The organism is Myxococcus sp. MH1 (assembly GCF_059738865.1).
Genome location: NZ_AP026947.1, coordinates 5,202,556 through 5,228,754, shown reverse-complemented (window position 1 = coordinate 5,228,754; position 26,199 = coordinate 5,202,556). Strand labels below are relative to the sequence as shown.

Sequence of the window (26,199 nt, the reverse complement as noted above, 5' to 3'; positions counted from 1 at the left end):
CTCAGGGCGGCGAGAGGATGCCGACCCACGTCTCGTTGGACTTCGCGCGGCTCCCGGGCCCCCCCGTGGTCCGGGAGCCGTCGATGCCGAACGCGAACACCACCGAGTCCCCCACGCCTTGTCTGGCGATGAGGACGTGCACGGCCTCTTCTCGCCGAAGCTGGAACAGGCCCTGCTGCTGGCCGCTCGCGTCCACCGTGAGCAGGAAGCCCTTGCTCTTGCGCTGCTCGGGGTCCGTGGAGTCCTGCGCGAAGCCCGTGTCGCCCGCGAAGCAGTAACGCGCCTGACCGCAGGCGACGAAGGACACGGGCATGTCGTCGCGCTCGACGTCGAGGGCGCGCACGAGGTCGTCCTCCGCGGCGCCGTCGAGGCGTCCGGAGGCGAAGTACAGGTCCGGGGAGAGGGTCCTGCCGCCCACCAGCGCCCGCTCGCTGGCGCCGAGCGCGAAGGTGCCGGCCCGCACCACCAGGCCGACGATCTCCTGGGGCTCGGGCGCGGACACGGCGCGCGCGGAGACGAACGCGCCCGTGGGCGAGAAGGAGGACAGGAGGAAGGCGCGTCCCGTCGCGCCCCTGGGCTCGCGCTCGAAGGACTCCTCGTAGGCGCGCCGCTGGAGGTCCATCAGCGGCGTGGCGACGTGGACCTGGTGCTGCTCGTCCACGTCCAGGCCCCAGCCGACCCAGGGGGCGCCCACGGCCTCCATCTGCTCCCAGGTGGAGAAGTCCTTCAGGGCCACCGAGGGCGCCACGGGGCTGAGCCACAGGGTCTCCAGGCGCGCGTCGAGCCGCCCCACGCGGATGCCGTCGAGCGCCAGGAGGAGGACGGCCTCCTCTCCATCCGCCCGCGCCAGCATGATGGCGGCGTTGCGCTCGGAGTCCGGGAGCTGCGCCCGTCCCAGGGCGCCGTTCGGCAGGGCGATGAAGTCCATGCGCGCCTCCGGAGGAATCGCGTGGGTGAAGCGCCGCTGCGCGACGACGGTTCCATCCGGTCGGATGCGGCGCACCTGGATGGCGAGCGGGTCCTCCTCGCGCTCCCAGCCGAAGACGGTGAGCTCTCCGCTGGGATGAACCACATGGTGGTGGACGAAGTCCGGCAGCGACAGCTCGCTCCGCCACCCTCCCTCCGCGTCCACCTGCGACAGGCGCTTGACGGGCGGGAAGAAGAAGGTGTCCTCGCCCCGGTCCTCGTACTCGCCGCGGCGGAGCCAGGTGGTGCCATCCGCCCCCACGGCCAGATCGCTCACGCTGCTCTGGAAACCGCAGTCGACGCGCCGCGCCCGGAGGTGCTCATCGAGGAAGTCCACGGGGGCGAAGGCCGCCTGGGAGTCCCGGACGCAAGGCTCGCGGGAGTCCGAGCAGGCGCCGAGCAGCGGCAGCAGCGCGAAGAAGGTGAGACGCAAGCGCACGCGATGATTCCGGGACATGACGACACTCCTCCTGGAGGACCAGGAGCCTCGAGAGGGAAGCAGGCCACCTGCCGGCCCGGGTGACGAGGGCACGGACGCTAGCTCAGGGGACGGAGTGCCCGCGCGCCCAGGTCACGAGCGCCGCGAGCCCTTCGTCCACGGACACGCGGGGGCGAAAGCCCGTCTCGCGCTCCAGGGCCGCGGGGTCCGCCCAGGTCGAGTCCATCTCCCCGGCCTGCGCGGGCAGGAGCCGCAGCACGGCCCGGGTCTCCAGGAGCCGCTCCAGCACGGCGACGAAGTCCCGCACGGAGACGGGCTCCCCGCGTCCCACGTTGAGCAGTCGATACGGAGGGCTCCCCACGGGAGGACGGTCCAGGACGCGCAGCACCGCCTCCGCCACGTCCTCCACGAAGGTGAAGTCGCGCAGCATGCGTCCCTCGCCGTACAGGTCGATGGGGCGCCCTGCTCTCAAGGCGCGCAGGAAGCGCAGCGGCGCCATGTCCGGGCGTCCCCAGGGTCCGTACACGGTGAAGAAGCGCAGGCCCGTGGTGGGCAGGCCGTGGAGGTGGCTGTACGTGTGGGCCAGCAGCTCTCCGGCGCGCTTGGTCGCGGAGTAGACATTGAGGGGATGGTCGGCGGAGGCGCTCTCGTGGAAGGGCGGCGGCGTGTCCGCGCCGTACACGGAGCTGGAGGACGCGTAGACCAGGTGCGAGACGCCCGCGGCGCGGCCCTGCTCCAGGAGCTGGAGCCAGCCCACGATGTTCGCGTCCACGTAGGACGAAGCGGAGGCTCCGGCCTCTCGCACGCCGACCCGCGCGGCCAGATGGACGATTCGCTCGGGGTGCTCCCGTTGGAAGATTCCCGCGAGCGCGGGAGCGTCGGTGATGTCCGCCTCGTGACAGGTGAAGCGCTCCGCGCCGGGAAGCGAGCGGAGTCGGGCCAGTCGGGCGCGCTTGAGGGCGACGTCTCCGGACGGGTCCAGGTTGTCCACGCCGATGACGGTGTCACCTCGGGCGAGCAGCTTCGCGCTGACGTGGTGACCGATGAAGCCCGCTGCGCCCGTGACGAGGACCCGCATGAAGCGTGAGGGTTTCATGCCCTCGGGTCGGAAGCCATGCTGGTGATGTGGCGATGAGGGGGCCTGGCGGGCACTGTCACACGACTTCCCGTGGCCCCCGCTTGGACGTAGGGTGGGAGGCATGGTGTCCGTGAACCAGCTCCGTCCCTTCGCCTCGGCCTCGCTGGAGGCCTTCCGCGCCGCGTCCGGTCCGGTGGCGCTCATCCAGCAGCCCGTGGATCCCGTCTTCCGGAACGTCGCCCAGCAGCTGACGGGCGCTCGCACGGTGGGCATGGCGCACCGCTCGCGCATGACGGAGCGGCTGCTCGCGATGCTCCGCGACTTCGACAACCTGGAGGTGCACTTCCTGAACCCCAAGGTGGATGGGGAGGAGCTCACCGTGGGGCGCTCGGACTGCGACCTGGTGGTGCCAGACCCGTCCGTGTCGCAGCACCACGCGACGCTGCGCTGGAACGCGACCACGGGTGGCTTCCAGGTGCGGGACGCGCAGTCGATGAACGGCACGTGGATCAACGGCGCGCCGCTGGGCTTCCGCGCGCAGGTGACGCTCAACGACGGGGACACGCTGGCGTTCGGCGACGCGCAGTTCCTCTACCTCCGCGCGGAGACGGTGCACGAGCACCTTCGGCTGGCGAGCCCCCAGCCGAAGCCCTGAGGGGGCTCAGGGCACTTCCTTGACGGCGTCGATGACGGCCTTGCGCAGGTAGGAGCTGTAGTCCGTCTGCGACTGGTACATGCTGATGGACGAGACGGTGCGGGAGTCCTTGCGCCACAGCAGGTCGCCGTTCGGCGAGACGAGGCCCGCCTCCAGGAAGACCTCGGCGCGGCCCATGGCGCGGATGGAGGACACGTCCACCCAGTTGAGCACGACGATGACGGCGGCCTCGGCCTTGTTCTCGCGGATGAGGGCGACGACCTCGCCGGTGGAGGGGGATGGTGCGTCGGAGATGCGCGAGCCGACCACCTCGAAGCCGCGCTCACGCAGCACCGCTTGCGTCTGGCCGATGAGGACGGAGCGCGGGTTGCCCTCCCCCAGCATGTCCTCGCGATAGGTCGCCACGGGCAGCGAGTCCACGCGCGTGCCGATCACGACGACCACCTTGCGGATGGCCCCCGGAGGCCGGACCTGCGGCGCGGAACACGCGGTGGCGAGTAGCGACAGCAGGAGGAGTGAGAGGGCGCGCATGGTCACCATGCATAGCTCAGTCGAACAACCCCTGCAGGTAGAAGCGGCCGTCGCGCATGTCCTGGAACACCCAGGCGGGCCCCAGTCCCTCGAAGTGCACCCGGTAGTAATCGCGCTGGAAGGGCGTCTCGGCCCACCACTCGCCGCCCAATCGCTCGGGGCCCGTCACCGCTGTCACCCGGTGACGCCGTCCGCCGACTCGCGCGGCGAGCAACCGACCCGTGTCTCCCAGCTCCGCGTCCAGCCACGCGGGCTCCGCCAACAAACGTGACGGCCGCTCCCGCAGCCCACCGTCCCTCCGCTCCACCGGCGTCAGCGCCTCCCCCCACCCCTTGCGAGCCTCGGGGGGGCGGAACGCCCGTGTCCCCTGCGCGCCCTCCGGCCGATGCACCGGCTCCAACCCCGCCGAGCACAGCGACTCCTCTCCCAACGTCGTCGCCAGCCGCGACAACACCACCTCCAGCGCCGCGTCCCCCTCCGGCGCGTCCCCCAACGAGAGCTGCTGCCCCCGGTCCTCGGAGAACTCGTCCACCCGCGCGGACACCTCCGCCACCGGGTTCTCCAACCGCAGCTCCTCCAGCCGGTGCCGCGCCAGGTCCAACAACAACTTCGCCGCCGCCGTGGGCCTCGCCAGCGACAACGTCACCCGCTGCTGCCCCGTGGGGTCCAGCTTCAACGTGAAGGTGATGCGCACCGCCGCCCGCCCCCGCCCCACCAGCCGCGCCCCCAACCGGTCCAACAACGTCTTCAGCGCGAAGCCCAACGGCTCGAACGACTCCGCCGGCCACTCCAACACCCGCCGCTCCTCCAGCACCTCGTCCAGCACCTCCGCCACGAAGGGCGTCTCATCCCTCCCGCCACACCACGCATGCGCCCGAGCCCCCATCACCCCACCCCGCGCCGCCACCGCCCCCGGCGGCAGCTGGGCCACCTCCCCCAACGTGCTCAGCCCCAACGCGGAGAACGGCGCGGACTCCCGCCCCTCCAGCGCCGCCAACGGCAACGGCGCCAGCGCCTGGGCCGACGCCCCCGGCGCCACCACCTCCACCCGCCGCGCTCCGAAGCGCGCCAGCGCTCGCGAGGTGAACGCCTCTGAGGCCACCACCACGTGCGCCCGGTACCCCAACCCCTCGCACAACGCCAACGCCCGAGAGCACAGCCCCGCTTCACCTCCCGACAGGTGCGCGGCCCCCGCGTCGAGCCACAGTCCATCTGGGGCGGAGAGCTGGAAGCCCGGCCCCAGGCTCAGCAGCGCCTCCCCCAGCGCCACCAGTGCCCGCTTCTCCTCCTCCAACCGGTAGGGGAAGTGCCGCAGCCCCGGCTCCAGCGCCGTCGCCGCGGTGAGCGTCACCCCGGGCCGCACGCCCGCCTTCAGCGCGGACGTGGACGCCGCCACCACCCGTCGCTGGCCGCGAGCCTCCTCCACCAGCACGAAGGGCCGGCCCGCCAGCTCCGGACACTCGATGACCTTGCGCTGCACCGGGAAGCGCGTGAAATGCAGATAGGCCCTGCGCATGGCTCCCTCAGTTGTGCGCCGCCGAGGCCACGTCCGACGCCACCCGCAGCGAGGGCATCACCCCATCCCGCCCGGACCGCTGCCCCTGGTGCCCCAGCCCGTTGCGAGCCACCCACGGCGTCTCCCGCAGGAAGTCCGGCGTCGCGTCCGCGGCCACCTGCCCCACGTCCAGCACACGCCCCCCCTCCTCGAGCCCCAGCTCCGGGTACAGCGCGCTCCACGGCAGCACCGCCCGCGTCCCCGTGCCGCCGCGCCTGCTGCGCACCACCTCCACCGCCCAGCCCTCCGCCCCCTGCGACTCCATGCGCAGCCGCGTCACCCCATCCGCCGGAGCCTCCGGCGAGGTGAGCAGCAGCAGCAGCCCGCCGCCACGCTCCGCCGCGTCCGCCAGCTTCCGCGCCTCGGCCAGCCCCACCCGCGGCGGTCTCCCCGTCGCGCCCACGCCTCGCGTCAGGTCGAGCACCACGCACGCGAAGGCCCCGCTCCGGGCCAGCTGAACCGCCGCCCACACCCGCTGCTCGGGCGCCTTGGGTCGCACGAGCAGCAGCCGCTCCAGGTCCACGCCCTGCGCCGCCGCCGCCGGGGCATACAGCTCGCGCGGTCCATCCACCCACGCGCACAGCCGCGCCTCCTTGTGCGCGGACGCCACCGCGCTCAGCGCCAAGCTCGTCCTGCCGGAGGCCGCCTCACCACACAGCTCCACCGCCTGCCCCAGCGGGAAGCCGCCCGAGGGGAGCAGCGCGTCCACCGCCTCCATCCCCGTGCGCAACACCGCCAGGTAGCTGCGCGGCGCCGCCTGCAACTGGCGGATGCGCTCGCGAAGCTGCTCGACCACCGCGCCGCCACTGCGCTGCTCCGCCACCGCGCTCATCTCGCCTCCTCGCCAGGACCCGACACACCGAACGCACGCCTGCACGACGGTTCAGTATGCTCAAGGGTCTGACGTGCGCCCGCACAGGACGCACGGCGACGGGCCCGGCGACACGACGTGATGGCTTGGATCCACCGGGGCGACGCCAGGGTTTTCGAGCCCCTGGGCGTCACCCCTCCGGCGGACCTAACCGGCGCAGATGACCTTCACCTCGACCTTCTGATCATCCGCGCGGCGCAGGCAGCTGCCGCCGAAGTAGATCCGCGCGGGGCGGTCCTCCCCGGACGGCTCGTAGCTCAGGTCGCCCGCGGCCACCGAGCAGCGCTCCACCGTGCCCCCGGCGCGGGTGATCTCCACCTGCGCCAGGCGCGGATCCGGCAGGTTCACCACGTCCAGGCTCTGCGCCACCGCCGCCAGCTCCGCGATGCGCAGCAGCGTGTCGCGGTAGCTCTCCCGACAGATGGAATCCAGGTTGTCGAGCGCCGAGTCGAACTTCTCCGACATCGCCCGGTGACGGAAGCCCGGCCCATAGGACGTGGGGCAGTCCGCGTTGCGCACATACGTGCCCTGCGGCGACTCATCGAGGAAGAACTCCGCCCGCTTGTCGCTCAGCGCCACCGGGCCCACCGTCGCCCACAGCACCTCCCGACGTCCGCCCTTGGAGTCGCGCAGGCTCTTGAAGACCTCCGCGTACTCGTCCACCGACGTCAGCAGCCCCGCGCCCTCGTGGCACTTGTCCACCGACGTGTCGTCCGTGACGATGACCGGCGGCGGCCGCGCGGTGGAGCTGCAGTCCTCCTCGTCCGTCACCACCACGACGAGCAGCCGCGCCCCGTCCCGCAGGAAGCCTCCGTTCCCACCCTCGGCGATGGAGGTGGTGGTCAGGGGCTCGGAGACCGCCAGTCGGGCGGCCTCGAAGGGGGACTCCTGCCCGCTGCCACTCGTCCCCTGCTTCACCAGCAAGCGGAAGCGCTCCAGCAGGTCCGGATCCGAGCTCTCGACGAAGCGGTCCTCCGACGCGCTCCCGTTCGCCATCGGCACCTGCTGCAGGAGGCCGGATTCCCTCGGATACTCCGAGTAGAACTCCCGGCCCTGGGTGAAGACGCGGCGGTACACGGAGGTGGTGATCACCCCCACGCGGAAGTCCTGGGTGACGCCGCCGCCCTCCCGCAGGCCCTGGATGAAGGCGGGCAGCTCGGTGGCGATTCCGGCCTGCTCCTCGGCCATGGAGCCGGAGTTGTCGATGACGAAGAGGATGTCCGTCTTCTGCGGGGCCACCACCGGGGATTCGCTCTGACACTTGCCCGGCAGGGTGGATCCGGCCTCGTCGACGGGCGACGTGCAGGACGCCACCCAGAGGGCCGGCAACAGGAGCAGGGGGGCTCGGGTTCTGGATTTCATGGCGTCCTCCTGAGGGGGAAGGCGGCGCACCCGGGCGGTGCGTCGCAGCGAGGCTGGGGGGGCGAGCATGCCCCACCCCCGGCCCGGACGCGAGACAAGGACGCAGCGTCTGGCATCCGACTTGAGCGTGGAAAATCGCACACGGCGTTTGCCACGGGCGTTTTGGTTGTTACGTTGGTTCATCTGCCGCAGAAAACCGACAGATGTTCACCGGTCCGGTCGCAGGGAGGGCCGGGCTTGAAGAAGGAAGAGGCCGAACTTCATGTCCGATGAGAAGAAGAAGGGCACCGCCGCGAGCGCAATGCCCACCGCGATGGCCCCTCCGGGGCTCATCAACAAGGAAGACATTCCCCAGGTGCTGCCGATCCTGCCCCTGCGGAACAGCGTCTTCTTTCCCGGCGGCGTGCTCCCGCTGGCCGTCGGCCGTCAGAAGACCATTGCCCTGATCAAGGACGCGGTGCGCGACGACCAGGTCATCGGTGTCGTCACGCAGCGCCGCGCCGAGGAAGAGGATCCGGGCGCCGCCGACCTCTACACCATGGGGACGGTGGCCCGTATCGTGAAGCTTCTGAAGATGGGCGAGGACAACTACTCGCTCGTCGTCCAGGGACTCGCCCGCTTCCGCGTGGTGGAGCTGGTGCAGGAGGCCCCGTACCTCAAGGCCCGCGTCGACGCGGTGGAGGACAAGACCTCCGCGGAGAACGTCGAGGTGGAGGCCCTGGGCATCAACCTCAAGAAGCTGGCGCGCGAGGTCATCGAGCTGATGCCCGAGCTGCCGGCCGCCGCCACGGAGCTGGTGGAGAGCATCACCCACCCCGGTCACCTGGCCGACCTCATCGCCGCCAACGTGGACGTGCCGATCGAGGAGAAGCAGGCCGTCCTGGAGACGGTGGACCTCAAGGCGCGGATGAAGCTTGTGCTCGAGCTGCTCAACCGCAAGCGTGAGATCCTCAAGCTCTCCAACAAGATCGACTCCGCCGTGAAGGGCGAGATGTCGAAGACCCAGCGCGAGTACTACCTGCGCCAGCAGCTCAAGGCGATCAAGGAAGAGCTCGGCGAGATGGGCGAGGAGGAGGAGGAGCTCGACGAGCTCCAGGAGCGCCTGAAGAAGGCCGCCCTGCCTCCCGAGGTGGAGAAGGTCGCGAACAAGGAGCTCAACCGCCTGAAGACGATTCCGGCGGCGTCGAGCGAGTACACCGTCGCGCGCACCTACCTGGATTGGATCGCCGACCTGCCGTGGTCGAAGCTGTCCGAGGACAACCTCGACATCGAGAACGCGCGCCAGCAGCTCGACAAGGATCACTTCGGCATCAAGAAGGTGAAGAAGCGCATCCTGGAGTACCTGGCCGTCCGCAAGCTGAAGAACGACATGCGCGGGCCCATCCTGTGCCTCGTCGGTCCTCCGGGCGTCGGCAAGACGTCGCTGGGTCAGAGCGTGGCCAAGGCCACGGGCCGCAAGTTCGTGCGCCTGTCGCTGGGCGGCGTGCGTGACGAGGCGGAGATCCGCGGCCACCGGCGCACCTACGTCGGCGCGCTGCCCGGCCGCTTCATCCAGAGCATGAAGAAGGCCGGCACGAAGAACCCGGTCATGATGCTCGACGAGATCGACAAGCTCGGCGCCGACTTCCGTGGCGACCCGAGCGCGGCGCTCCTCGAGGTGCTGGACCCGGAGCAGAACAACACGTTCAGCGACCACTACCTCGACGTGCCGTTCGACCTGTCGAAGGTGATGTTCGTCGCCACGGCGAACCAGCTGGATCCCATCCCCGGGCCGCTCCGCGACCGCATGGAGATCATCGAGCTGTCGGGCTACACCTTCGAGGAGAAGCAGAGCATCGCGCGCATCCACCTGGTGCCCAAGCAGCTCAAGGAGCACGGGCTCAACCCGGACCACATCGAGATCACCGATGAGGCGCTGCTGACGCTGACCACCTCGTACACCCGCGAGGCGGGCGTGCGTAACCTGGAGCGGCGCATCGCGGACATCTGCCGCGCGGTGGCGGTGGAGGTCGCGGGTGGGAAGCTGGAGAAGCAGACCATCAACGCCGAGCGCGTGAAGGAGATCCTCGGGCCCGAGATGTTCTACTCGGAGGTCGCGGAGCGCACGGAGGTTCCGGGCGTGGCCACGGGTCTGGCCTGGACGGCGGCCGGCGGCGATCTGCTCTTCATCGAGGCGACGAAGATGGCAGGCAAGGGCGGCATGACGCTCACCGGCCAGCTCGGCGACGTGATGAAGGAGAGCGCGACGGCGGCGCTGAGCTACCTGCGCAGCAAGTCCGAGCAGTTGGGCATCAGCTCCAACTTCCTGGAGAAGACGGACATCCACCTGCACTTCCCGGCGGGCTCCATCCCCAAGGATGGTCCTTCCGCGGGCGTCACCATCCTGACGGCGCTCACCAGCCTGCTCACGGGCATCCGGGTGCGGCACGACACGGCGATGACGGGCGAGGCCACGCTGCGTGGCCTGGTGCTGCCGGTTGGCGGCATCAAGGAGAAGGTGCTGGCGGCCCACCGCGCGGGCATCAAGCGGGTCATCCTGCCCGAGCGTTGCCGCAAGGACCTGGTGGACGTGCCGGACCAGGCGAAGAACGAGCTGGAGTTCATCTTCGTCAGCCAGATGGACGAGGTCCTGAAGGCCGCGCTGGAGACGTCGCCGTTCAAGTCGTCGGCGGGGACTCCGGGTGGCGAGCCGGGCAAGGAGGCCTCGCTGCCTCCTGCGTCCACCGAGCCCGGGTCGCCCGAGGTCCGCGCGTAAAGCGCGGGCTTCAGCGACTCGAAGCCTGACGCGGGCAGGTCCCTCGGTGAGGAACCTGCCCGTTGTCTTTGCGGGGCTCCCCTGCCCCGCTTCAGTGCCGCGTCCGGGGGACTTCCTCCTCGTCGGGGCCCCCAAGGCGCTGGGACAAGAGGCCAAGCAGCTCCTTCGTGGAGAGCCGCCCGGCGCCGTCCTTGCCCTCGAGCACGTCCGCGACGAGCGCGCGCTTGTGCTCGTGGAGCGACAGCATCTGCTCCTCGATGGTGCCTCGCGCCACCAGCCGGTAGACGGTGACGGGGCGCTCCTGGCCGATGCGATGCGCGCGGTCCGACGCCTGATCCTCCACGGCGGGGTTCCACCACGGGTCCAGGTGGATGACGGTGTTGGCGGCGGTGAGGTTGAGGCCGAAGCCACCGGCCTTGAGCGAGATGAGGAACAGGGGTGCGCTGCCCTCCTGGAAGGAGCGCACGGCCTGCTCTCGGGCCTTGGGTGTGGAGGAGCCGTCCAGGTAGTCGTAGCGGATGCCCCGCGCGTCCAGCACCTCGCGCACCAGGGTCAGGTGCGAGGTGAACTGGCTGAAGACGAGCGCGCGGTGGCCCTCGGCGCGAAGCTCCTCGACCAGCTCCATGAAGCGCTCCAGCTTGGAGGACTCCACGCGGGACTCGGCGTCGTAGAGGCGCGGGTGCGAGGCCAACAGGCGCAGCCGGGTGAGCGCGGCGAGCACCTCGAAGCGGCGCTCCAGCTCACGTGACTGCCGCTCGCGCATCACCTCCGGCGCGGACTCCAGCGCGGAGAGGGCCGCCAGCCGCGCGTCCTCGTACATGGTCCACTCCTGGGTGGAGAGGACGACGGGCACGCGGATGTCCGTGCGCGGCGGCAGCTGCGCCTCCACCTGGGCCTTGGTGCGGCGCAGGAGGAAGGGTTGCAGCACCCTGGCCAGGGCGGGCGCCGCGGTGGGGTCCACCCTGCGCTCGATGGGAATCGCGAAGCGGGTGCGGAAGGCGTCGTGGCTGCCGAGCAGCCCGGGGAAGACGAGCGAGAAGACGCTCCACAGCTCTCCCAGGTGGTTCTCCAATGGAGTGCCGGAGAGGGCGAACTTGAAGTCCGCCTGCAGCGCCCGCGCGGCGCGGAAGCGGTGGGTGCCCGCGTTCTTCAGGGCCTGGGCCTCGTCGAAGACGAGCGTGGCGAAGCGCAGCTCGGACAGCCGGCCGATGTCGCGCGTCAGGAGGCCATAGCTCAGCACGAGCACGTCGCGGGGACCCAGCCGTTCGAGCAGCCCGCCCCGGTCCGCAGCCTCGGAGAACAGCCGCATCTTCAGCGACGGCGCGAAGCGCTTCGCCTCGTCCATCCAGTTGAAGGCCACGGAGGTGGGCGCGAGCACCAGCGCGGGCCCCAGCTTCGAGCGCTCCAGCAACACGGCCAGCGCCTGCACCGTCTTGCCCAGCCCCATGTCGTCCGCGAGCACCGCGCCCGCGCCCCACGAGGCCAGCCGGGTGAGCCAGCGGAAGCCCTCGACCTGGTAGTCACGCAGGTCCGTCTTCAGCGTGGCGGGGACCTTCGGCTTCAGCTCCCGTGCGGCGAAGATGCGCTCGACGAGCCCCCTCCACGTCGCGTCCGCGTCCAGCGTCGCGCCCGCGCTGCCCAGGGCGGACAGCGACTCCGCCGCGGCCGGACCCACCTCCAAGCCGTGGCGCGAAAGGTGGGCGTGGTCCGCCAGTCGCTCCAGGTGCTGGCGCAGCGCCTCCTCGACCTCCACGTAGGTCTGGTCCTTCACCTGGACGAAGCGCTCCTTGCGACGCGCGGCGTCCAACAGCCGCGCCATCTCCACGCGCTCGCCCTGCACCGCCAGCCCTCCGAGCACGCCGAACCAGTCGCGCTTGCGCTCCACCGTGATTCGCAGCGCGCTCGCCCCGCGAGAGCCCACGAGGCGAAGTGGAGAGCCACCCCACTCCAGCTCCGGCGGCGACTCCAGCGACTGACACGCGGACAAGAGCCCGAGCGCGCCCTGGACGTTGGGGAACGAGAAGCTGAACGGCAGCGCCTGCGCCTCCGCGGTGGCCAGGGGCAGGCTCGCCTGGAGCGCGTGGACCACGGCGAGCTCCTTCACGAAGTCGCGCACCGTGTGCACGGGCTCCAGGCCCCGGCGCAGGTACACGTCCCGAGGCCCCTCGCCCGGGATGAAGCTGGTGCTGTCCGGGAGCGCCCGCACGCGCAGCTCCACGCGCACCGCGCTGCCGGGCTCCAGCTCGAAGCGCAGCACCGGCAGCTGGAGCGAGGGCAGCTTCTCGCCCATGACACCGCGAGGCATGGCCACGGGCAGCCGCACCGAGAGCTTCGCCAGCTTCTCCAGCAGCACGCCGTGGCTCTCGGGAGGGAAGACGTTGCCGTGGCGCTGGAGGACGGAGACGAGCGCGCGGACCTCCGGGCCCGCGTCCAGCACGGTGAGCCTGCGCGAGCCCTCGTCCCAGAGGAAGAGGGCCTCCTCCGGCTTCGAGCGGCGCACGCGGTCCACCATGGACGCGGGCAGGCTCGCGCCGTCCACGCCCGCGGAGACGACGACAGCGCCGCCCCGCTCAGAGGCGACGATGCCCACCTTGGCGCGATCCACCTGGACCAGCAGGTCCTGCGTCCCCTCCTGATAGAGCCGGGGATGGTCCACCAGCTCCAGCAGCAGCGCGCGCGAGGCGGGTGCGTCGCCATCCGGCAGCAGCGACGCGAGGCGCGCGTCGAGCGAGGAGAGCTGCGAGCCATGCTCCTGGAGCAGCTTGCGGCGACTCACCTTGGCTCCGGTGGAGCGCAGGCCCTTCTTGTTGCGCCGGTGCACGTACGGGTGGACTTCCACGCCGTAGCCCTCGATGACGTCGACGCGCCAGGAGACCTCCACCGCCGCGCCGCTGCCCGTGCCCTCATCGAGCGCGCGCTCCAGCGCCCTCAACGTGCGGTCCCACCCCGGTCGCACCAGCTCGTCGAGCGTCTCGCCGAAGCGCTCCGTCCACGGCTGGTTCAGCCACAACAGCACCGTGTCGATGGCGGCGACCAGGTGGACACACGGCGGCGCGCCACAGGTGCAGTCGCCCTGCACCACGGAGGGCGTGAAGGTCAGCCGGGCCTCGGGGAGGATGAAGCCCATCTGCGCGCCGTAGGGCAGCTCCGAGCAGCGCGTCTCGCGGAAGCGGAAGCCAGGGAGCTCGGCGTCGTGCTGGAGCGACTCCAGCTGCAGCGCGTGCAAGGGCCGCGTGGCCACGGTGGCGGGCGCGCGGGAGCGCAGGTCCAGCAACAGGCCATGGACACGGTGGGTGCGCGGGTCCTCGGGCGGCGCCAGTCGCGCGGCGAGCGTGGCGCGGGTCTCCTCCGCCTGCTTGCGCTCCTCCTCGACGAAGCGCCACGCGAGCCGGGGCAGGAGGTCCTTCATCTTCGGCGACGGCAGGGACTCCTGCGTCCAGCGCGTACGGCCCTCCTCGCTGAGCATCTCCACCAGCCTGCGGCGGGCCATCGCGGGGCGGGACTGAGGCAGCAGCGCGGGGTCCACGAAGGGCGACAGCACCGTGAGGCTCAGGCGGGACAGGTGCTCGACGCCGTGCTCGCGCAGCCAGGCGCGCAGGGCTCCTTCCGTGGCGAAGTGTGGGACAGCGGAGGAATCGGGCTGCGGGCGCTCCACGGACATGGCTCCCCGCTTCTTCGCGATGCGCGACGGAAACGCAAGCGCGACGACAGGGCGTCCGGGCAGGCGGGCTCCCCGGGCCGGCTTCCGCTTCCCCGTCATTCCGGGCCACACTGCGGAACGACGCCCGCTCGACAGGCGTCGAACCTGACATGCCGACATCCGCCGCTGGAGTGTGGGGACTGGGAGTCTTGCTGCTCACGGGCACCGCCTGCGTGCGCGCCTCGAGCGAGGTGTCTCCTGATGCCTCGACGCACCTGTCCCAGGCGGCGCGGCCGGGCTCGCTCCCCGTCGACCCGAGCGCCGTCCGTGGGGCCGTGGAAGGCACACGGGGCGCCCTTCCCCACAGGCCGATGCGCGCGGCGGAGACGGTCGTCGAGCCGCCTGTCGTGGCCAGGTGGCCCGCGCCGGGAGCCACGCTGACGCACGTCCCCGCGAACGTGCCCGAGGGCTTCGCGCGACGTCGGGTGTACCTGGACGCGGGACACGGCGCCGAGGGGAACACGGGCAACCGCTCCGTCACGTGCGAGGACGAGGAGGTCTTCACGTTGCGCGTGGCGCAGGACCTGGCGCGGCGGTTGGTGGCCACGGGGCACTTCGAGGTGCGCATCAGCCGTGAGCCGGGACAGCGGGTGCCGTATACGAGTCGGCTCGCCGATGCGGAGCGCTGGGGCGCGCACGTGTTCGTGAGCCTGCACTCGGACTCGCGAGGCACGTCGCAGCCGTGGGCGCCCGCGGAGGGACAGTCGTGCAACCGCCAGGACACGACGCCCGGCTTCAGCGTGCTCTGGTCCGAGGATGCGCCCGCCCCCCTCCAGGGTCGCCGCGCGGAGCTGGCGCGAGCGCTGGCGCGGAACCTGTCGCGCGGCGGGTTCCTCCACTACGACGGCGTGGACTACGTGGGCCTCTACGCCACCGACACCGCGCAGCCCGGCGTCTTCGTGTCCCGCGAGCCGTCACACCGGCAGATCTTCGTCCTGCGCAAGCCGACGATGCCCTCGGTCATCGTGGAGACGCACCACGCGCTCGACTTCGAGGAGGCCGCGCGCTGGCGCGAGGAGCGCACGCTGGAGGTCTTCGCCACCGCGATGACCCAGGGACTCGTGGAGGCCTTCGCGCCGCCTCCGCCCCCGCGCGTTTCGACGCAGCAGCCCTGAACCGCACAGCGAACGCTCGACGCGATTCGCGCTTGCCTTTCATTTAACCAGTTGGTTATTTTAACAGAAGGTTAATCAAGCCATGCCGAGCGACCCACTCAGCGCCACCTTTGCCGCACTCGCCGACCCGACCCGGCGCGCGATCCTCGCGCGGCTCTCGAAGGGGGAGACCTCCGTCACGGAGCTCGCCCAACCCTTCGACATGAGCCTCCCCGCCGTGACGAAGCACCTCAAGGTGCTCGAGCGCGCGGGGCTGATCACGCGGAGCCGCGAAGCCCAGTGGCGCCCCTGCAGACTCGCGCCGGAGCCGCTGAAGGACGCGACCGACTGGCTCGAGGACTATCGCGAGTTCTGGGAGGCCAGCCTCGACCGGCTCGAGGACTATCTCGCCGACGTCCAGGGGCAGAAGCGCCCGGCGCGCGGCCGCAAGATTCCAACCCCGAAGAAGAAGGACCGAGGAGCCCCCCCATGAACGCAGCGCTCGACCTCAACGAACTCGCGAAGCGTCAGCTGGAACTGTCGCGGCTCATCAGCGCCCCACGCGCGCTGGTCTTCCAGGCGTTCACCGACGCGGAGATGATCTCCCACTGGTGGGGGCCGAACGGCTTCCGCACGACCACGGTGAGCAAGGACGTGCGGCCGGGGGGCGCGTGGAAGTTCACCATGCACGGGCCCGATGGCACCGACTACGCGAACCACATCGTCTACACGAAGGTCGTCCCCAACGAGCGGCTCGAGTGGGATCACGGCACGAAGGAAGGCGAGGTGCTGTTCAAGGCCGTCGTCACCTTCCAGGACGAGGCGGGAAAGACGCGCGTCACGATGCAGCACACGCTGCCCACCGTCGAAGCGCGCGAGCAGGCGGCGAAGTACGCCATCGAAGGTGGCCAGCAGACGCTCGCGCGGCTCGACCAGCACCTCGCGACGCGGCAGTAGGCACTCGTCGCGCGAGTGCCCACGTCGGGCGAGGCGCAGGGGAGTCCTCAGGCGCCCTCGTTCCGTTCGTCGTCCTGCCGCAGGAAGGGCTCGGAGACGTGCTTCACGATTCGCGCGGCCAGGGCTTGGACGTGCGGAGCGTGCAGCAGGGTGTAGTGGGTGCCCGGGACGTCCTCGACCTCGAGCTGCTCCGGGGCCACGTAGCGAGACCATCCGTGGGTCGGCTCCACGGAGCGCTCCCGCTTCGCGTCCTTCGCGCGCAGCAGCAACACGGGGCCTCCGTAGGCGCCTGGACGGAACGTGGACAGGACCCGCAGGTTCGCGCGGGTCACGTCACGCCAGGCCCGGAGGTCCGAGTCCTGGACCTCGGGGGGAAGCCACCCGGACTCCCGTGCATACGCGATGACCCGAGCGAGCTGCTCATCTTCGGAGAGCCCCGCGAGAGACTCGGGCCGGAGCGTCGACTCGACTCCCGCGGTCCGCGCGAGGTCCATCGCCATCCCCGCGAGGAGCAGCGCGTCGTCGGGTCCTTGCGTGAGCAGCTCGTCCGTGGACGCGAAGCTGTCGAGGAGGATGAGCTGTTCGACGCGCTGTCCCTGACGCTCCAGCTCGCGAGCCATCTCGAAGGCCACGACGCCGCCCATGGACCAGCCCCCGAGCACATACGGGCCTTCGGGGCGTACGGCGCGCAGCGCGGCCACGTAACGCCGCACGAGCGCGTCCATGTGTTCGAGTGGAGGCTCCGCGCCGTCGAGCCCTGGCGACTGGAAGGCGTAGACCGGTCGGCCCGCTCCCATCCACCGTGAGAGCAGCCGATAGGGTCCCACCGCTCCGCCAACCGCGTGAACGAAGAACACCGGCGTGCCCGTGCCCTCGGACTGCAACGTCACGCAGTCTCGGGCCGGGCTGTCACCACGGGACACTTCGAGCCACGACGCGAGCTGTTCGACCGAAGGGGCCTCGAAGAGGGCACGCAGTGGGAGGTCGATGCCGGTGAGTGCACGCACTCGCGCCACCACCTGCGTCGCCAGCAGCGAGTGCCCTCCGAGTTCGAAGAAGTCGTCCTTCCTCCCGACTCGCTTCGCTCCCAGCACTTCGCTGAACACCTCCGCCAGCTTCGCTTCCAACCCCTCTCGTGGTGCTTCGTAGGCGTCTTCCGGTGACGTCACCGCCTCCGGCTCCGGCAGCGCCCTGCGGTCCACCTTCCCGTTCGCCGTCAGCGGCAGCGCCTCCAGCACCACCACCACCGTCGGCACCAGGTACTCCGGCAGCCTCCTCCTCATCCCCTCCTTCACCGCCGTCCCCTCCACCTCGCCCACCACGTACCCCACCAGCCTCTTGTCTCCTCTCTCCTGCCTCACCACCGCCACTGCTTCCTTCACTCCTGCCTGCTGCTTCAGCCCCTCCTCCACCTCCCCCAACTCAATCCGGTACCCCCTCACCTTCACCTGCCCGTCACGCCGCCCCAGGAACTCCAGCGCTCCGTCGTCCCTCCAGCGGACCACGTCCCCTGTCCGGTACAGCCTCTCGCCCTCTCCAAACGGGCTCGGCACGAAGCGCTCCGCCGTCAGCTCCGGCTTCCCCACGTACCCCCGCGCCAGCCCCTCGCCCCCCGCGTACAGCTCTCCCGGCACTCCCACCGCCACAGGACGCAGGCCCTCGTCCAGCACGTACACTTCCGTGCCTTCCACCGGACGCCCAATCGGCGCTCCTCTCTCTCCGACGTCCGACTCCTTCTGCATCCTCCACGTCGTCGTGAACGTCGTGTTCTCCGTCGGGCCGTACCCGTTGATGAGCGTGCCTCCCGCGCGCAGCCGCTCCTTCACCCGCTGCACCGGCAGCACGTCTCCTCCCGCCAGCACCTGCTTCACTCCCGCCAGTGCCTCCGGCTGGTACGCCTGCATCTGCTCGAAGAGCGCCGCTGTCAGCCACAGCGACGTCACCTGGTGCGCCTTCAGCGTGGCAGCCACTTCCTCCAGCGCCAGCTCCTTCGCTGGGTACACCACCAGCTTCGCTCCGTTCAGCAACGCGCCCCATACCTCCAGCGTCGACGCGTCGAAGCCCACGGGCGCCAACTGCAGCCACACCTCCTCCGCACTGAAGCTCGCGTACGTGGCTCCCTTCACCAGTCTCGCCACTGCCTTCTGCGGCACCCCCACGCCCTTCGGCGTCCCCGTGCTTCCCGATGTGTACATGACGTACGCCAGGTTGCTTCCATCTCCTCGGAGCGGCGGGTTGCTCTTCGGCTGACGTCCAATCAACGCCGCGTCCGCGTCGAGGCTCACCACCACGTCCGCGCTCTCCGCCACCTCCTCCACCAACTCCTCGCGGCCCACCACCACCGCCACCCCCGCCTCCCTCTTCATCCACCTCAATCGCTCCGCCGGGTTGCTCCCCTCCAGCGGCACGTACGCTCCTCCCGCCTTCACCACCCCCAGCACCGCCACCACCCACTCCAACGAGCGCTCCACGCTCAGCCCCACCCTCACCTCGGGGCCCACTCCCACGCTCCTCAAGTGGTGCGCCAGCTGGTTCGCTCTCTCGTTGAGCTGCCCGTACGTCAATGACTCACCGGCGGCGTCGACCACCGCGACCGCATCAGGTCCAGCGGCCACCGTCGCTTCGAACAGCCCGGCCAGGGTCTGCTCATGCAACGACCGCGGGCTCTGTCCGTGCTGGCGTCGCGCCTCCTGCTGTTCATTCTCACGAGGCTCTGCGCCAAGCCTCTCCGCGCGCGATGAGCCTCGGCCGCTCCACGCCACCACCCGCCGCCGCTCCTCCTCCGTCTCCAGCGGCAACTCCCTCACACGCTTCCCCCACCCCTCCACGCCCCCTTCCAGCACTCGCCTCACGTGCCTCATCAACCGCTCCGCTGTCCCTTCCTCGAACAGGTCGCTGTTGTAGTTCAGCACCACCGCCACTCCGTCCGGCCCCTCTCCCACGAGCAACGAGAAGTCGAACTTCGACGTCTTCGTGTCCGTCTCCAGCCCCTTCAGCACCAGCCCCTTCCCCAGCTTCACCTCCACCCCGGGCGTGTTCTGCAACGTCAGGCTCACCTGGAACAGCGGACTGCGGCTCAAATCCCGTTCCGGCAGCAGCTCCTCCACCAGCTTCTCGAATGGCACGTCCTGGTGAGCGTACGCACCCAACGTCACCTCCTTCGCCCTCCCCACCAACTCCCCGAACGTCTCCCCCTCCTCCACTCGCCCTCTCAGCACCAGCGTGTTCGCGAAGTACCCGATCAGCCCTTCGGTCTCCGCGTGCGTACGCCCTGCAATCGGGAAACCCACCACCACTTCCCGCTGCCCCGCGTGCCTCGACAGCACCACCTGGTACGCGCTCAGCAACACCATGAAGGGTGTCACCCCTTCACGACGACTCACCTCCTCCACCTTCCTCCATAGCTCCTTCGGCCACTGCGTCTGGACGAAGCCACCCCGGAAGCTCTGCGCCGCCGGCCTCGGCTTGTCCGTCACCAACTCCAGAGCCCTTGGCGCTCCCTCCAACTGCTTGCGCCAGTACTCCACCTGCTGCTCCAGCACCTCCCCCTGCAACCACCCTCGCTGCCACTCCGCATAGTCCCCGTACTGCACCGGCAGCTCGCCCAGCGGCGACGGCTTCCCCTCCGCATACGCCCCGTAGAGCGCCGCCACTTCCCTCACCAACAGCCCCGTCGACCAGCCGTCCGACACGATGTGGTGCAGTACCACCACCAACACGTGCTCCTCCGCGGAGAGCCTCACCAACGTCGCCCGCAGCAGCGGTCCGCGCGACAGATTGAACGGCCGCGCGACCTCCTCGCCGACGAGACGCAGCAACGTCGACTCTCGCTCCGTCTCCTCGTGCAGATCGACTCGACGGAACTGGAACGGCGATGGTGGGGAGATCACCTGCACGGGCACACCGCCCTCATCAGGGAAGCTGGTGCGCAGGTTCTCGTGACGACGAATCACCTCGGAGAACGCTCGCTCCAGCGCCTCCACATCGAGAGCCCCCTCCAACCGGAGCGCCGACGGGACGTTGTACGTGACACTCCCAGGTTCGAGCTTGTCGAGGAACCACAGGCGCTGCTGAGCGAAGGACAACGGCAGTGCCCCCTGCCGCGCGGAGGGCCGCAACGCCGGTACCGAAACGGCTCGCGCGACCTGCTCCACCTTGCGCGCAAGTCCCTCCAGCGTGGGCGCCTCGAAGAGCGCCCTCAGCGGCACCTCCACGCCCAGCGAGCCACGCAGCCGCGCCACCACCTGCGTCGCGATGAGCGAATGCCCACCCAGCGCGAAGAAGTCATCGTGACGACTCACGCGCTCGACTCGCAGGACCTCCTTCCAGATGGAGGCCAGCGACTCCTCCATCGGCGTCGCGGGCGGCACATGCACCGCGCCTGAAGCCAGAGCCCCCGCCTCCGGTTCGGGCAACGCCCGGCGATCCAGCTTGCCATTCGGCGTCAGCGGCAACGCCTCCAGCATCATGAAGCCCGAGGGCACCATGTGCGCGGGCAAGCGCTCCTGGAGGAAGCCTCGCAACATCCCCAGGTCCACGACTCCCGAGGCGCTCGCGATGACATACGCGACCAGCCGCTTGTCACCAGCCGCGTCCTCGCGAGCCACCACCACCGCGTCACCCACCGAGGGATGCTCGCGCAGGACCGCCGCCACCTCTCCAGGCTCCACGCGGAAGCCTCGCACCTTCACCTGGAAGTCCGCGCGGCCCAGGAACTCCACCCTGCCATCCTCGAGCCACCGCACCCTGTCCCCCGTGCGGTACATCCGAGCTCCCGACACTGGGCTGAACGGGTCCGGACCGAAACGCTCCGCCGTCAGGTCAGGGCGCCCCAGATACCCACGCGCCACCTGCTCGCCGCCGATGAACAGCTCGCCGGGCACTCCGGTCGGCACCGGACGCTGCTCGGCATCCAGCACGTACACGCGCGCCTTCGCCAACGGCCGCCCCAGCGGCACGGTCGCCGCCCGGACCACCGCATCCACCGGTCCCGCGAGCACACCCACGGTCGTCTCCGTGGGGCCGTAGTGGTTGAACACCTCCAGCGTCGGAGTCAGGGCACGCACCTGCTCCACCAGCGCCCACGTCGAGGATTCACCACCCAGGACCAGTCGCTTGCGAGGCAGCACTCGCACCGGCTCCGGCGCCGTCAACCAGGCGGAGAGGTGCGCGGGCACCATCTTCACGCAGTCCACCGGGTGACGCTGGAAGTACTCCGCCACGCCCATGGGATTCCCCATGCGCTCGGACGAGAGGACATGCAGCACGCCTCCCGTGCACAGCGCCGGGAACAGCACCGTGTTGCCCAGGTCCGCGCCGAAGGTGGACACCAACGCGAAGCTCGCGCACTCACGCAGCCCGAGCCGCTCGGTCGCGGCCTGGACGTAGTTGACCAGCGCCCCGTGTGACACGGCCACGCCCTTGGGACGCCCCGTGCTGCCCGAGGTGAACAACACGTATGCGGTGTTCTCCGGCGCGACCAGCACGGCCGGCGCGGCTGCTGAATGCCCCGCTAGCAGCGCGGCGTCCCGGTCCATCAACACCCGACGCGCGGCACAGGTCTCGAACAAAGCAGCGTGACGAGACTCCGTCACCACGACGGGCGCGGCGACCTCCTCCACGAGCACGCGCAGACGCGTCGCGGGCTGTGCTGGCTCCAGCGGCACGTAGGCGCCTCCGGCCTTCAGGACACCCAGCAGCGCCACCACCAACTCCACGCTCCGCTCCAGGCACAGCGCCACCGGGACGTCGGGCCCGACGCCGAGCTCCCGCAGATGCCTCGCGAGCTGATTGGCTCGTGCGTCGAGCTGCGCGTACGACAGCAGCACGTCCTCGTAGCGCACGGCGGGCGCCATGGGGGTTCGGGCCGCCTGTTGCTCGATGAGCACATGCAACGGCGCCGCGTTCGAGAAGTCCGCAGGGGTCGTGGACCACGAGCCCAGGACCTGTTGCCGCTCGGCTGGCGTCATCAGCGGCAGCGCGGAGAGGCGCTGGCCAGGGTTCGCGGTGATCGCCTCCAGCAGCACCTGAAGGTGCGCCACCATGCGCGCCGCCGTGGACTCGGAGAACAGGTCCGAGTTGAACAGCAGTGTTCCCGTGATTCCCTCCGAGGTCTCGCTCAGGTTCAGGGACAGCTCGAAGCGCGCGGCCTCCGTGCCCGCCGTCTCCAACGGCACGAGGGACAACGCGGGGAGCTCGAGCGCCTCCACCGGAGCGTTCTGCAGGACGAACAGGACCTGGAACAGCGCGGTGCGACTCAAGTCGCGGGCGGGGCGCAGCGCCTCCACCAGCTTCTCGAAGGGGAGGTCCTGGTGCTCGTAGGCCCCGAGCGTGGTCTCACGGACCTGGGCCAGCAGTTGGAGGAACGTCTCCGCGGGCTGCACCCGCGCGCGCAGGACCAACGTGTTGACGAAGAAGCCGATGAGGCCCTCCGTCTCCGCATACCGGCGGCCCGCGATGGGCGAGCCCACGCTGATGTCGTCCTGCCCCGAGTAGCGGGACAGCAACACCTGGAACGCCGAGAGCAACACCATGAAGGGGGTGGTTCCCGTCTCGCGGGCCAGCGCGCCCACCGCGTCTCGCAGCGCGCCCGGGAGCCGTACGGGGACGGTGGAGCCTCGCTGCGATTGGACCGCGGGGCGAGGCCCCTTGATGGGCAACTCCAGATGCGGGGGCGCTCCGGCGAGCCGCTCCCTCCACCAGTCGAGCTGCGTCTCCAGTCGCGTTCCGCTCAGCCACTCGCGTTGCCAGAGCGCGTAGTCCGCGTACTGCACCGGGAGCGCGGGCAGCGGCGACTGTCGTCCCTCGGAGAAGGCGACGTAGAGCGCGCCGAGCTCTCGCACCAGCACCCCCAGGGACCAGCCGTCCGAGACGATGTGATGCATCACCAGCGACAGCACATGTTGCTCGGGAGCGAGTCGGAGCAGTGTGGCGCGCAGGAGCCTGGGCTGCCCGAGGTCGAACGGTCGCAGCGACTCCTCGACGGCACGGCGCCGCACCGCGCTCCGGCGGCCCACTTCGGGCAACGCGCTCAGGTCCTCGAAGGCGAGCTGGAAGTCTTCGGAGGCGTGGATGACCTGGACTGGGACCCCTTCGTGCAGGGCGAAGCCGGTGCGCAGGGATTCGTGACGCGCCACCAACTCGGAGAACGCTCGCTCGAGCGCGTCGATTCGCAGCGCTCCATTCAACTGGAGGTGGATCGGAACGTTGTATGCGGCGCTGCCAGGAGAGAGCTGCTCGAAGAACCATAGGCGCTGCTGCGCGAACGACAGCGGCGGCGGGCCAGAGCGAGGCCGAGGGACCAGCGGGAAGACGTCGGGCGTCGTGCTGTCCCCACGCGAGGAATCGAGACGTCTCGCGAGCGCTTCGAGGGTCGGTGCTTCGAAGAGAGTCCGCAGCGGGAGGTCGATGCCAGTGAGTGCGCGCACTCGCGCCACCACCTGCGTCGCCAGCAGCGAGTGTCCTCCGAGTTCGAAGAAGTCGTCCTTCCTCCCGACTCGCTTCGCTCCCAGCACTTCGCTGAACACCTCCGCCAGCTTCGCTTCCAGTCCCTCTCCCGGTGCTTCGTAGGCGTCTTCCGGTGACGTCACCGCCTCCGGCGCCGGCAGCGCCCTGCGGTCCACCTTCCCGTTCGCCGTCAGCGGCAGCGCCTCCAGCACCACCACCACCGTCGGCACCAGGTACTCCGGCAGCCTCCTCCTCATCCCCTCCTTCACCGCCGCCCCCTCCACCTCTCCCACCACGTACCCCACCAGCCTCTTGTCCCCTCTCTCCTCCCTCACCATTGCTACCGCTTCACGCACCCCCGCCACCGCCTTCAGCCCCTCCTCCACCTCCCCCAACTCAATCCGGTACCCCCTCACCTTCACCTGCCCGTCTCGCCTCCCCAAAAACTCCAGCGCTCCGTCGTCCTTCCAGCGGACCACGTCCCCTGTCCGGTACAGCCTCACGCCCTCTCCAAACGGACTCGGCACGAAGCGCTCCGCCGTCAGCTCCGGCTTCCCCACGTACCCCCGCGCCAGCCCCTCGCCTCCCGCGTACAGCTCTCCCGGCACTCCCACCGCCACAGGACGCAGTCCCTCGTCCAGCACGTACACTTCCGTGCCTTCCACCGGACGCCCAATCGGCACGCCTCTCTCTCCAACGTCCGACTCCTTCTGCATCCTCCACGTCGTCGTGAACGTCGTGTTCTCCGTCGGGCCGTACCCGTTGATGAGCGTGCCTCCCGCGCGCAGCCGCTCCTTCACCCGCTGCACCGGCAGCACGTCTCCTCCCGCCAGTACCTGCTTCACTCCCGCCAGTGCCTCCGGCTGGTACGCCTGCATCTGCTCGAAGAGCGCCGCTGTCAGCCACAGCGACGTCACCTGGTGCGCCTTCAGCGTCGCCGCCACTTCCTCCAGCGCAAGCGCCTTCGCCGGGTACACCACCAGCTTCGCTCCGTTCAGCAGCGCACCCCATACCTCCAGCGTCGACGCGTCGAAGCCCACCGGAGCCAACTGCAACCACACCTCCTCCGCGCTGAAGCTCGCGTACGTGGCTCCCTTCACCAGTCTCGCCACTGCCTTCTGCGGCACCCCCACGCCCTTCGGCGTCCCCGTGCTTCCCGACGTGTACATGACGTACGCCAGACTGCTTCCATCTCCTCGGAGCGGCGGGTTGCTCTTTGGCTGACGTCCAATCAACGCCGCGTCCGCGTCGAGGCTCACCACCACGTCCGTGCTCTCCGCCACCTCCTCCACCAACTCCTCGCGGCCCACCACCACCGCCACCCCCGCCTCCCTCTTCATCCACCTCATTCGCTCCGCCGGGTTGCTCCCCTCCAGCGGCACGTACGCTCCTCCCGCCTTCACCACCCCCAGCACCGCCACCACCCACTCCAACGAGCGCTCCACACTCAGCCCCACCCGCACTTCGGGGCCCACTCCCACGCTCCTCAAGTGGTGCGCCAGCTGGTTCGCTCTCTCGTTGAGCTGCCCGTACGTCAATGACTCACCGGCGGCGTCGACCACCGCGACCGCGTCAGGTCCAGCGGCCACCGTCGCTTCGAACAGCGCAGCCAGGGTTTGTTCACCTGGTGAAGAAGGACTTCCTCCTCGGTCGTTCCACGCCGCCATCGATTGGACATCAGACAGCGCAGCGCTCGTCATCGCGTGCGGAAGCTGGCCGTGCTCGCGGGACTTCGTCCCGGACACATGCTTACGCCCGCTCCACTCCACCACCACTCGCTGCCGCTCTGCCGCTGTCTCTAGCGACAGCTCCCGCACCTTCTTCCCCCACCCCTCCACGCCTCCCTCCAGCACTCGCCTCACGTGCCTCACCAACCGCTCCGCTGTCCCTTCCTCGAACAGGTCGCTGTTGTAGTTCAGCGCCACCACCACCCCGTCCGCGTCCTCGCCCACGGACAGCGAGAGGTCGAACTTCGACGTCTTCGTGTCCGTCTCCAGCCCCTTCAGCACCAGCCCCTTCCCCAGCTTCACCTCCACCCCGGGCGTGTTCTGCAACGTCAGGCTCACCTGGAACAGCGGACTTCGGCTCAAATCCCGTTCCGGCAGCAGCTCCTCCACCAGCTTCTCGAACGGCACGTCCTGGTGCGCGTACGCCCCCAACGTCACCTCCTTCGCCCTCCCCACCAACTCCCCGAACGTCTCCCCCTCCTCCACTCGCCCCCTCAGCACCAGCGTGTTCGCGAAGTACCCGATCAGCCCTTCTGTCTCCGCGTGCGTACGCCCTGCAATCGGGAAACCCACCACCACTTCCCGCTGCCCCGCGTGCCTCGACAGCACCACCTGGTACGCGCTCAGCAGCACCATGAAGGGTGTCACCCCTTCACGACGACTCACCTCCTCCACCTTCCTCCACAGCTCCTTCTCCCACCGCCGCTCCAACACCGCCCCACGGAAGCTCTGCGCCGCGGGCCTCGGCTTGTCCGTCACCAACTCCAGAGCCTTTGGCGCTCCCTCCAACTGCTTGCGCCAGTACTCCACCTGCTGCTCCAGCACTTCCCCCCGCAGCCACCCTCGCTGCCACTCCGCGTAGTCTCCGTACTGCACCGGCAGCTCGACCAACGGCGACGGCTTCCCCTCCGCATACGCCCCATAGAGCGCCGCCACTTCCCTCACCAACAGCCCCGTCGACCAACCGTCCGACACGATGTGGTGCATCACCACCACCAACACGTGCTCCTCCGCGGAGAGCCTCAGCAACGTCACCCTCAGCAGCGGCCCTCGCGCCAGATCG

The 26,199-nt window shown here is 70.0% G+C and carries 13 protein-coding genes (1 of these 13 only partly in view); 5 read left to right on the top strand and 8 right to left on the bottom strand.

What is annotated here, in order from left to right; genetic code table 11:
- Position 1: 1 nt before the first annotated feature.
- Both AC6JA9_RS20690 and AC6JA9_RS20685 read right to left on the bottom strand, forming a co-directional pair.
- Positions 2 to 1,423 (bottom strand): hypothetical protein, encoded by a 1,422-nt coding sequence (locus AC6JA9_RS20690; protein WP_426746486.1) that lies wholly within the window; start codon positions 1,421 to 1,423, stop codon positions 2 to 4.
- A gap of 85 nt (positions 1,424 to 1,508) precedes the next feature.
- Positions 1,509 to 2,483, bottom strand: coding sequence for an NAD-dependent epimerase/dehydratase family protein (locus AC6JA9_RS20685; RefSeq protein ID WP_497960725.1), 975 nt, complete (start codon positions 2,481 to 2,483; stop codon positions 1,509 to 1,511).
- A gap of 121 nt (positions 2,484 to 2,604) precedes the next feature.
- Between AC6JA9_RS20685 and AC6JA9_RS20680 the strand changes: the two genes are divergently transcribed.
- A complete protein-coding gene (locus tag AC6JA9_RS20680) occupies positions 2,605 to 3,138 on the top strand; it encodes an FHA domain-containing protein (RefSeq protein WP_046713622.1) in 534 nt (177 codons plus the stop codon).
- Between the two features lie 6 nt (positions 3,139 to 3,144).
- On the opposite strand, the gene AC6JA9_RS20675 is transcribed toward AC6JA9_RS20680, so the two are convergent.
- The 4 genes from AC6JA9_RS20675 to AC6JA9_RS20660 all read right to left on the bottom strand — a co-directional run bounded on the left by AC6JA9_RS20675 (position 3,145) and on the right by AC6JA9_RS20660 (position 7,457).
- Positions 3,145 to 3,678 (bottom strand): hypothetical protein, encoded by a 534-nt coding sequence (locus tag AC6JA9_RS20675; RefSeq protein ID WP_267696308.1) that lies wholly within the window; start codon positions 3,676 to 3,678, stop codon positions 3,145 to 3,147.
- A gap of 7 nt (positions 3,679 to 3,685) precedes the next feature.
- Positions 3,686 to 5,185, bottom strand: coding sequence for a Y-family DNA polymerase (locus tag AC6JA9_RS20670; protein ID WP_223748772.1), 1,500 nt, complete (start codon positions 5,183 to 5,185; stop codon positions 3,686 to 3,688).
- 7 nt (positions 5,186 to 5,192) lie between these two features.
- Positions 5,193 to 6,056 carry an ImuA family protein gene (locus tag AC6JA9_RS20665; protein ID WP_497960513.1) on the bottom strand — a complete coding sequence of 288 codons (864 nt, stop codon included), beginning with the start codon at positions 6,054 to 6,056 and terminating at the stop codon, positions 5,193 to 5,195.
- Positions 6,057 to 6,242: 186 nt separating this feature from the next.
- Complete coding sequence (locus AC6JA9_RS20660; RefSeq protein ID WP_223783181.1) at positions 6,243 to 7,457, bottom strand: vWA domain-containing protein; 1,215 nt, start codon at positions 7,455 to 7,457, stop codon at positions 6,243 to 6,245.
- Positions 7,458 to 7,719: 262 nt separating this feature from the next.
- On the opposite strand from AC6JA9_RS20660, the gene lon reads away from it, so the two are divergent.
- The gene (gene lon / locus AC6JA9_RS20655) at positions 7,720 to 10,212 is read left to right on the top strand and encodes an endopeptidase La (protein ID WP_141332086.1); all 2,493 of its coding nucleotides are present in this window, start codon (positions 7,720 to 7,722) and stop codon (positions 10,210 to 10,212) included.
- 91 nt (positions 10,213 to 10,303) lie between these two features.
- Here lon and AC6JA9_RS20650 read toward each other — a convergent pair whose 3' ends face one another.
- Positions 10,304 to 13,873, bottom strand: coding sequence for a DEAD/DEAH box helicase (locus AC6JA9_RS20650; protein WP_497960510.1), 3,570 nt, complete (start codon positions 13,871 to 13,873; stop codon positions 10,304 to 10,306).
- A gap of 149 nt (positions 13,874 to 14,022) precedes the next feature.
- On the opposite strand from AC6JA9_RS20650, the gene AC6JA9_RS20645 reads away from it, so the two are divergent.
- The 3 genes from AC6JA9_RS20645 (at position 14,023) to AC6JA9_RS20635 (ending at position 15,963) form a co-directional block, all read left to right on the top strand.
- Positions 14,023 to 15,027, top strand: a complete 1,005-nt coding sequence (locus tag AC6JA9_RS20645; RefSeq protein WP_497960508.1) for an N-acetylmuramoyl-L-alanine amidase family protein — start codon at positions 14,023 to 14,025, stop codon at positions 15,025 to 15,027.
- 82 nt (positions 15,028 to 15,109) lie between these two features.
- Positions 15,110 to 15,499, top strand: coding sequence for an ArsR/SmtB family transcription factor (locus AC6JA9_RS20640; protein WP_223748777.1), 390 nt, complete (start codon positions 15,110 to 15,112; stop codon positions 15,497 to 15,499).
- Positions 15,496 to 15,963 carry an SRPBCC family protein gene (locus tag AC6JA9_RS20635; protein WP_046713612.1) on the top strand — a complete coding sequence of 156 codons (468 nt, stop codon included), beginning with the start codon at positions 15,496 to 15,498 and terminating at the stop codon, positions 15,961 to 15,963. Before AC6JA9_RS20640 ends, AC6JA9_RS20635 begins: the two co-directional genes overlap by 4 nt.
- Before the next feature lie 47 nt (positions 15,964 to 16,010).
- Here the strand turns inward: AC6JA9_RS20635 and AC6JA9_RS20630 are convergent, their stop codons facing one another.
- Positions 16,011 to 26,199 carry the 3' portion of a non-ribosomal peptide synthase/polyketide synthase gene (locus AC6JA9_RS20630; protein ID WP_497960505.1) on the bottom strand. Its footprint extends 8,078 nt past the window's final position, so 10,189 of the gene's 18,267 nt are visible here — the last part of the coding sequence; the start codon falls outside the window, past its right edge — the gene reads right to left on this strand; its stop codon occupies positions 16,011 to 16,013.

Bases quoted from the DNA above. Each gene is read 5' to 3' on its own strand.
- AC6JA9_RS20690 (WP_426746486.1), bottom strand. From the start codon at position 1,423: ATGTCCCGGAATCATCGCGTGCGCTTGCGTCTCACCTTCTTCGCGCTG.
- AC6JA9_RS20685 (WP_497960725.1), bottom strand. From the start codon at position 2,483: ATGCGGGTCCTCGTCACGGGCGCAGCGGGCTTCATCGGTCACCACGTC.
- AC6JA9_RS20680 (WP_046713622.1), top strand. From the start codon at position 2,605: ATGGTGTCCGTGAACCAGCTCCGTCCCTTCGCCTCGGCCTCGCTGGAG.
- AC6JA9_RS20675 (WP_267696308.1), bottom strand. From the start codon at position 3,678: ATGGTGACCATGCGCGCCCTCTCACTCCTCCTGCTGTCGCTACTCGCC.
- AC6JA9_RS20670 (WP_223748772.1), bottom strand. From the start codon at position 5,185: ATGCGCAGGGCCTATCTGCATTTCACGCGCTTCCCGGTGCAGCGCAAG.
- AC6JA9_RS20665 (WP_497960513.1), bottom strand. From the start codon at position 6,056: ATGAGCGCGGTGGCGGAGCAGCGCAGTGGCGGCGCGGTGGTCGAGCAG.
- AC6JA9_RS20660 (WP_223783181.1), bottom strand. From the start codon at position 7,457: ATGAAATCCAGAACCCGAGCCCCCCTGCTCCTGTTGCCGGCCCTCTGG.
- lon (WP_141332086.1), top strand. From the start codon at position 7,720: ATGTCCGATGAGAAGAAGAAGGGCACCGCCGCGAGCGCAATGCCCACC.
- AC6JA9_RS20650 (WP_497960510.1), bottom strand. From the start codon at position 13,873: ATGTCCGTGGAGCGCCCGCAGCCCGATTCCTCCGCTGTCCCACACTTC.
- AC6JA9_RS20645 (WP_497960508.1), top strand. From the start codon at position 14,023: ATGCCGACATCCGCCGCTGGAGTGTGGGGACTGGGAGTCTTGCTGCTC.
- AC6JA9_RS20640 (WP_223748777.1), top strand. From the start codon at position 15,110: ATGCCGAGCGACCCACTCAGCGCCACCTTTGCCGCACTCGCCGACCCG.
- AC6JA9_RS20635 (WP_046713612.1), top strand. From the start codon at position 15,496: ATGAACGCAGCGCTCGACCTCAACGAACTCGCGAAGCGTCAGCTGGAA.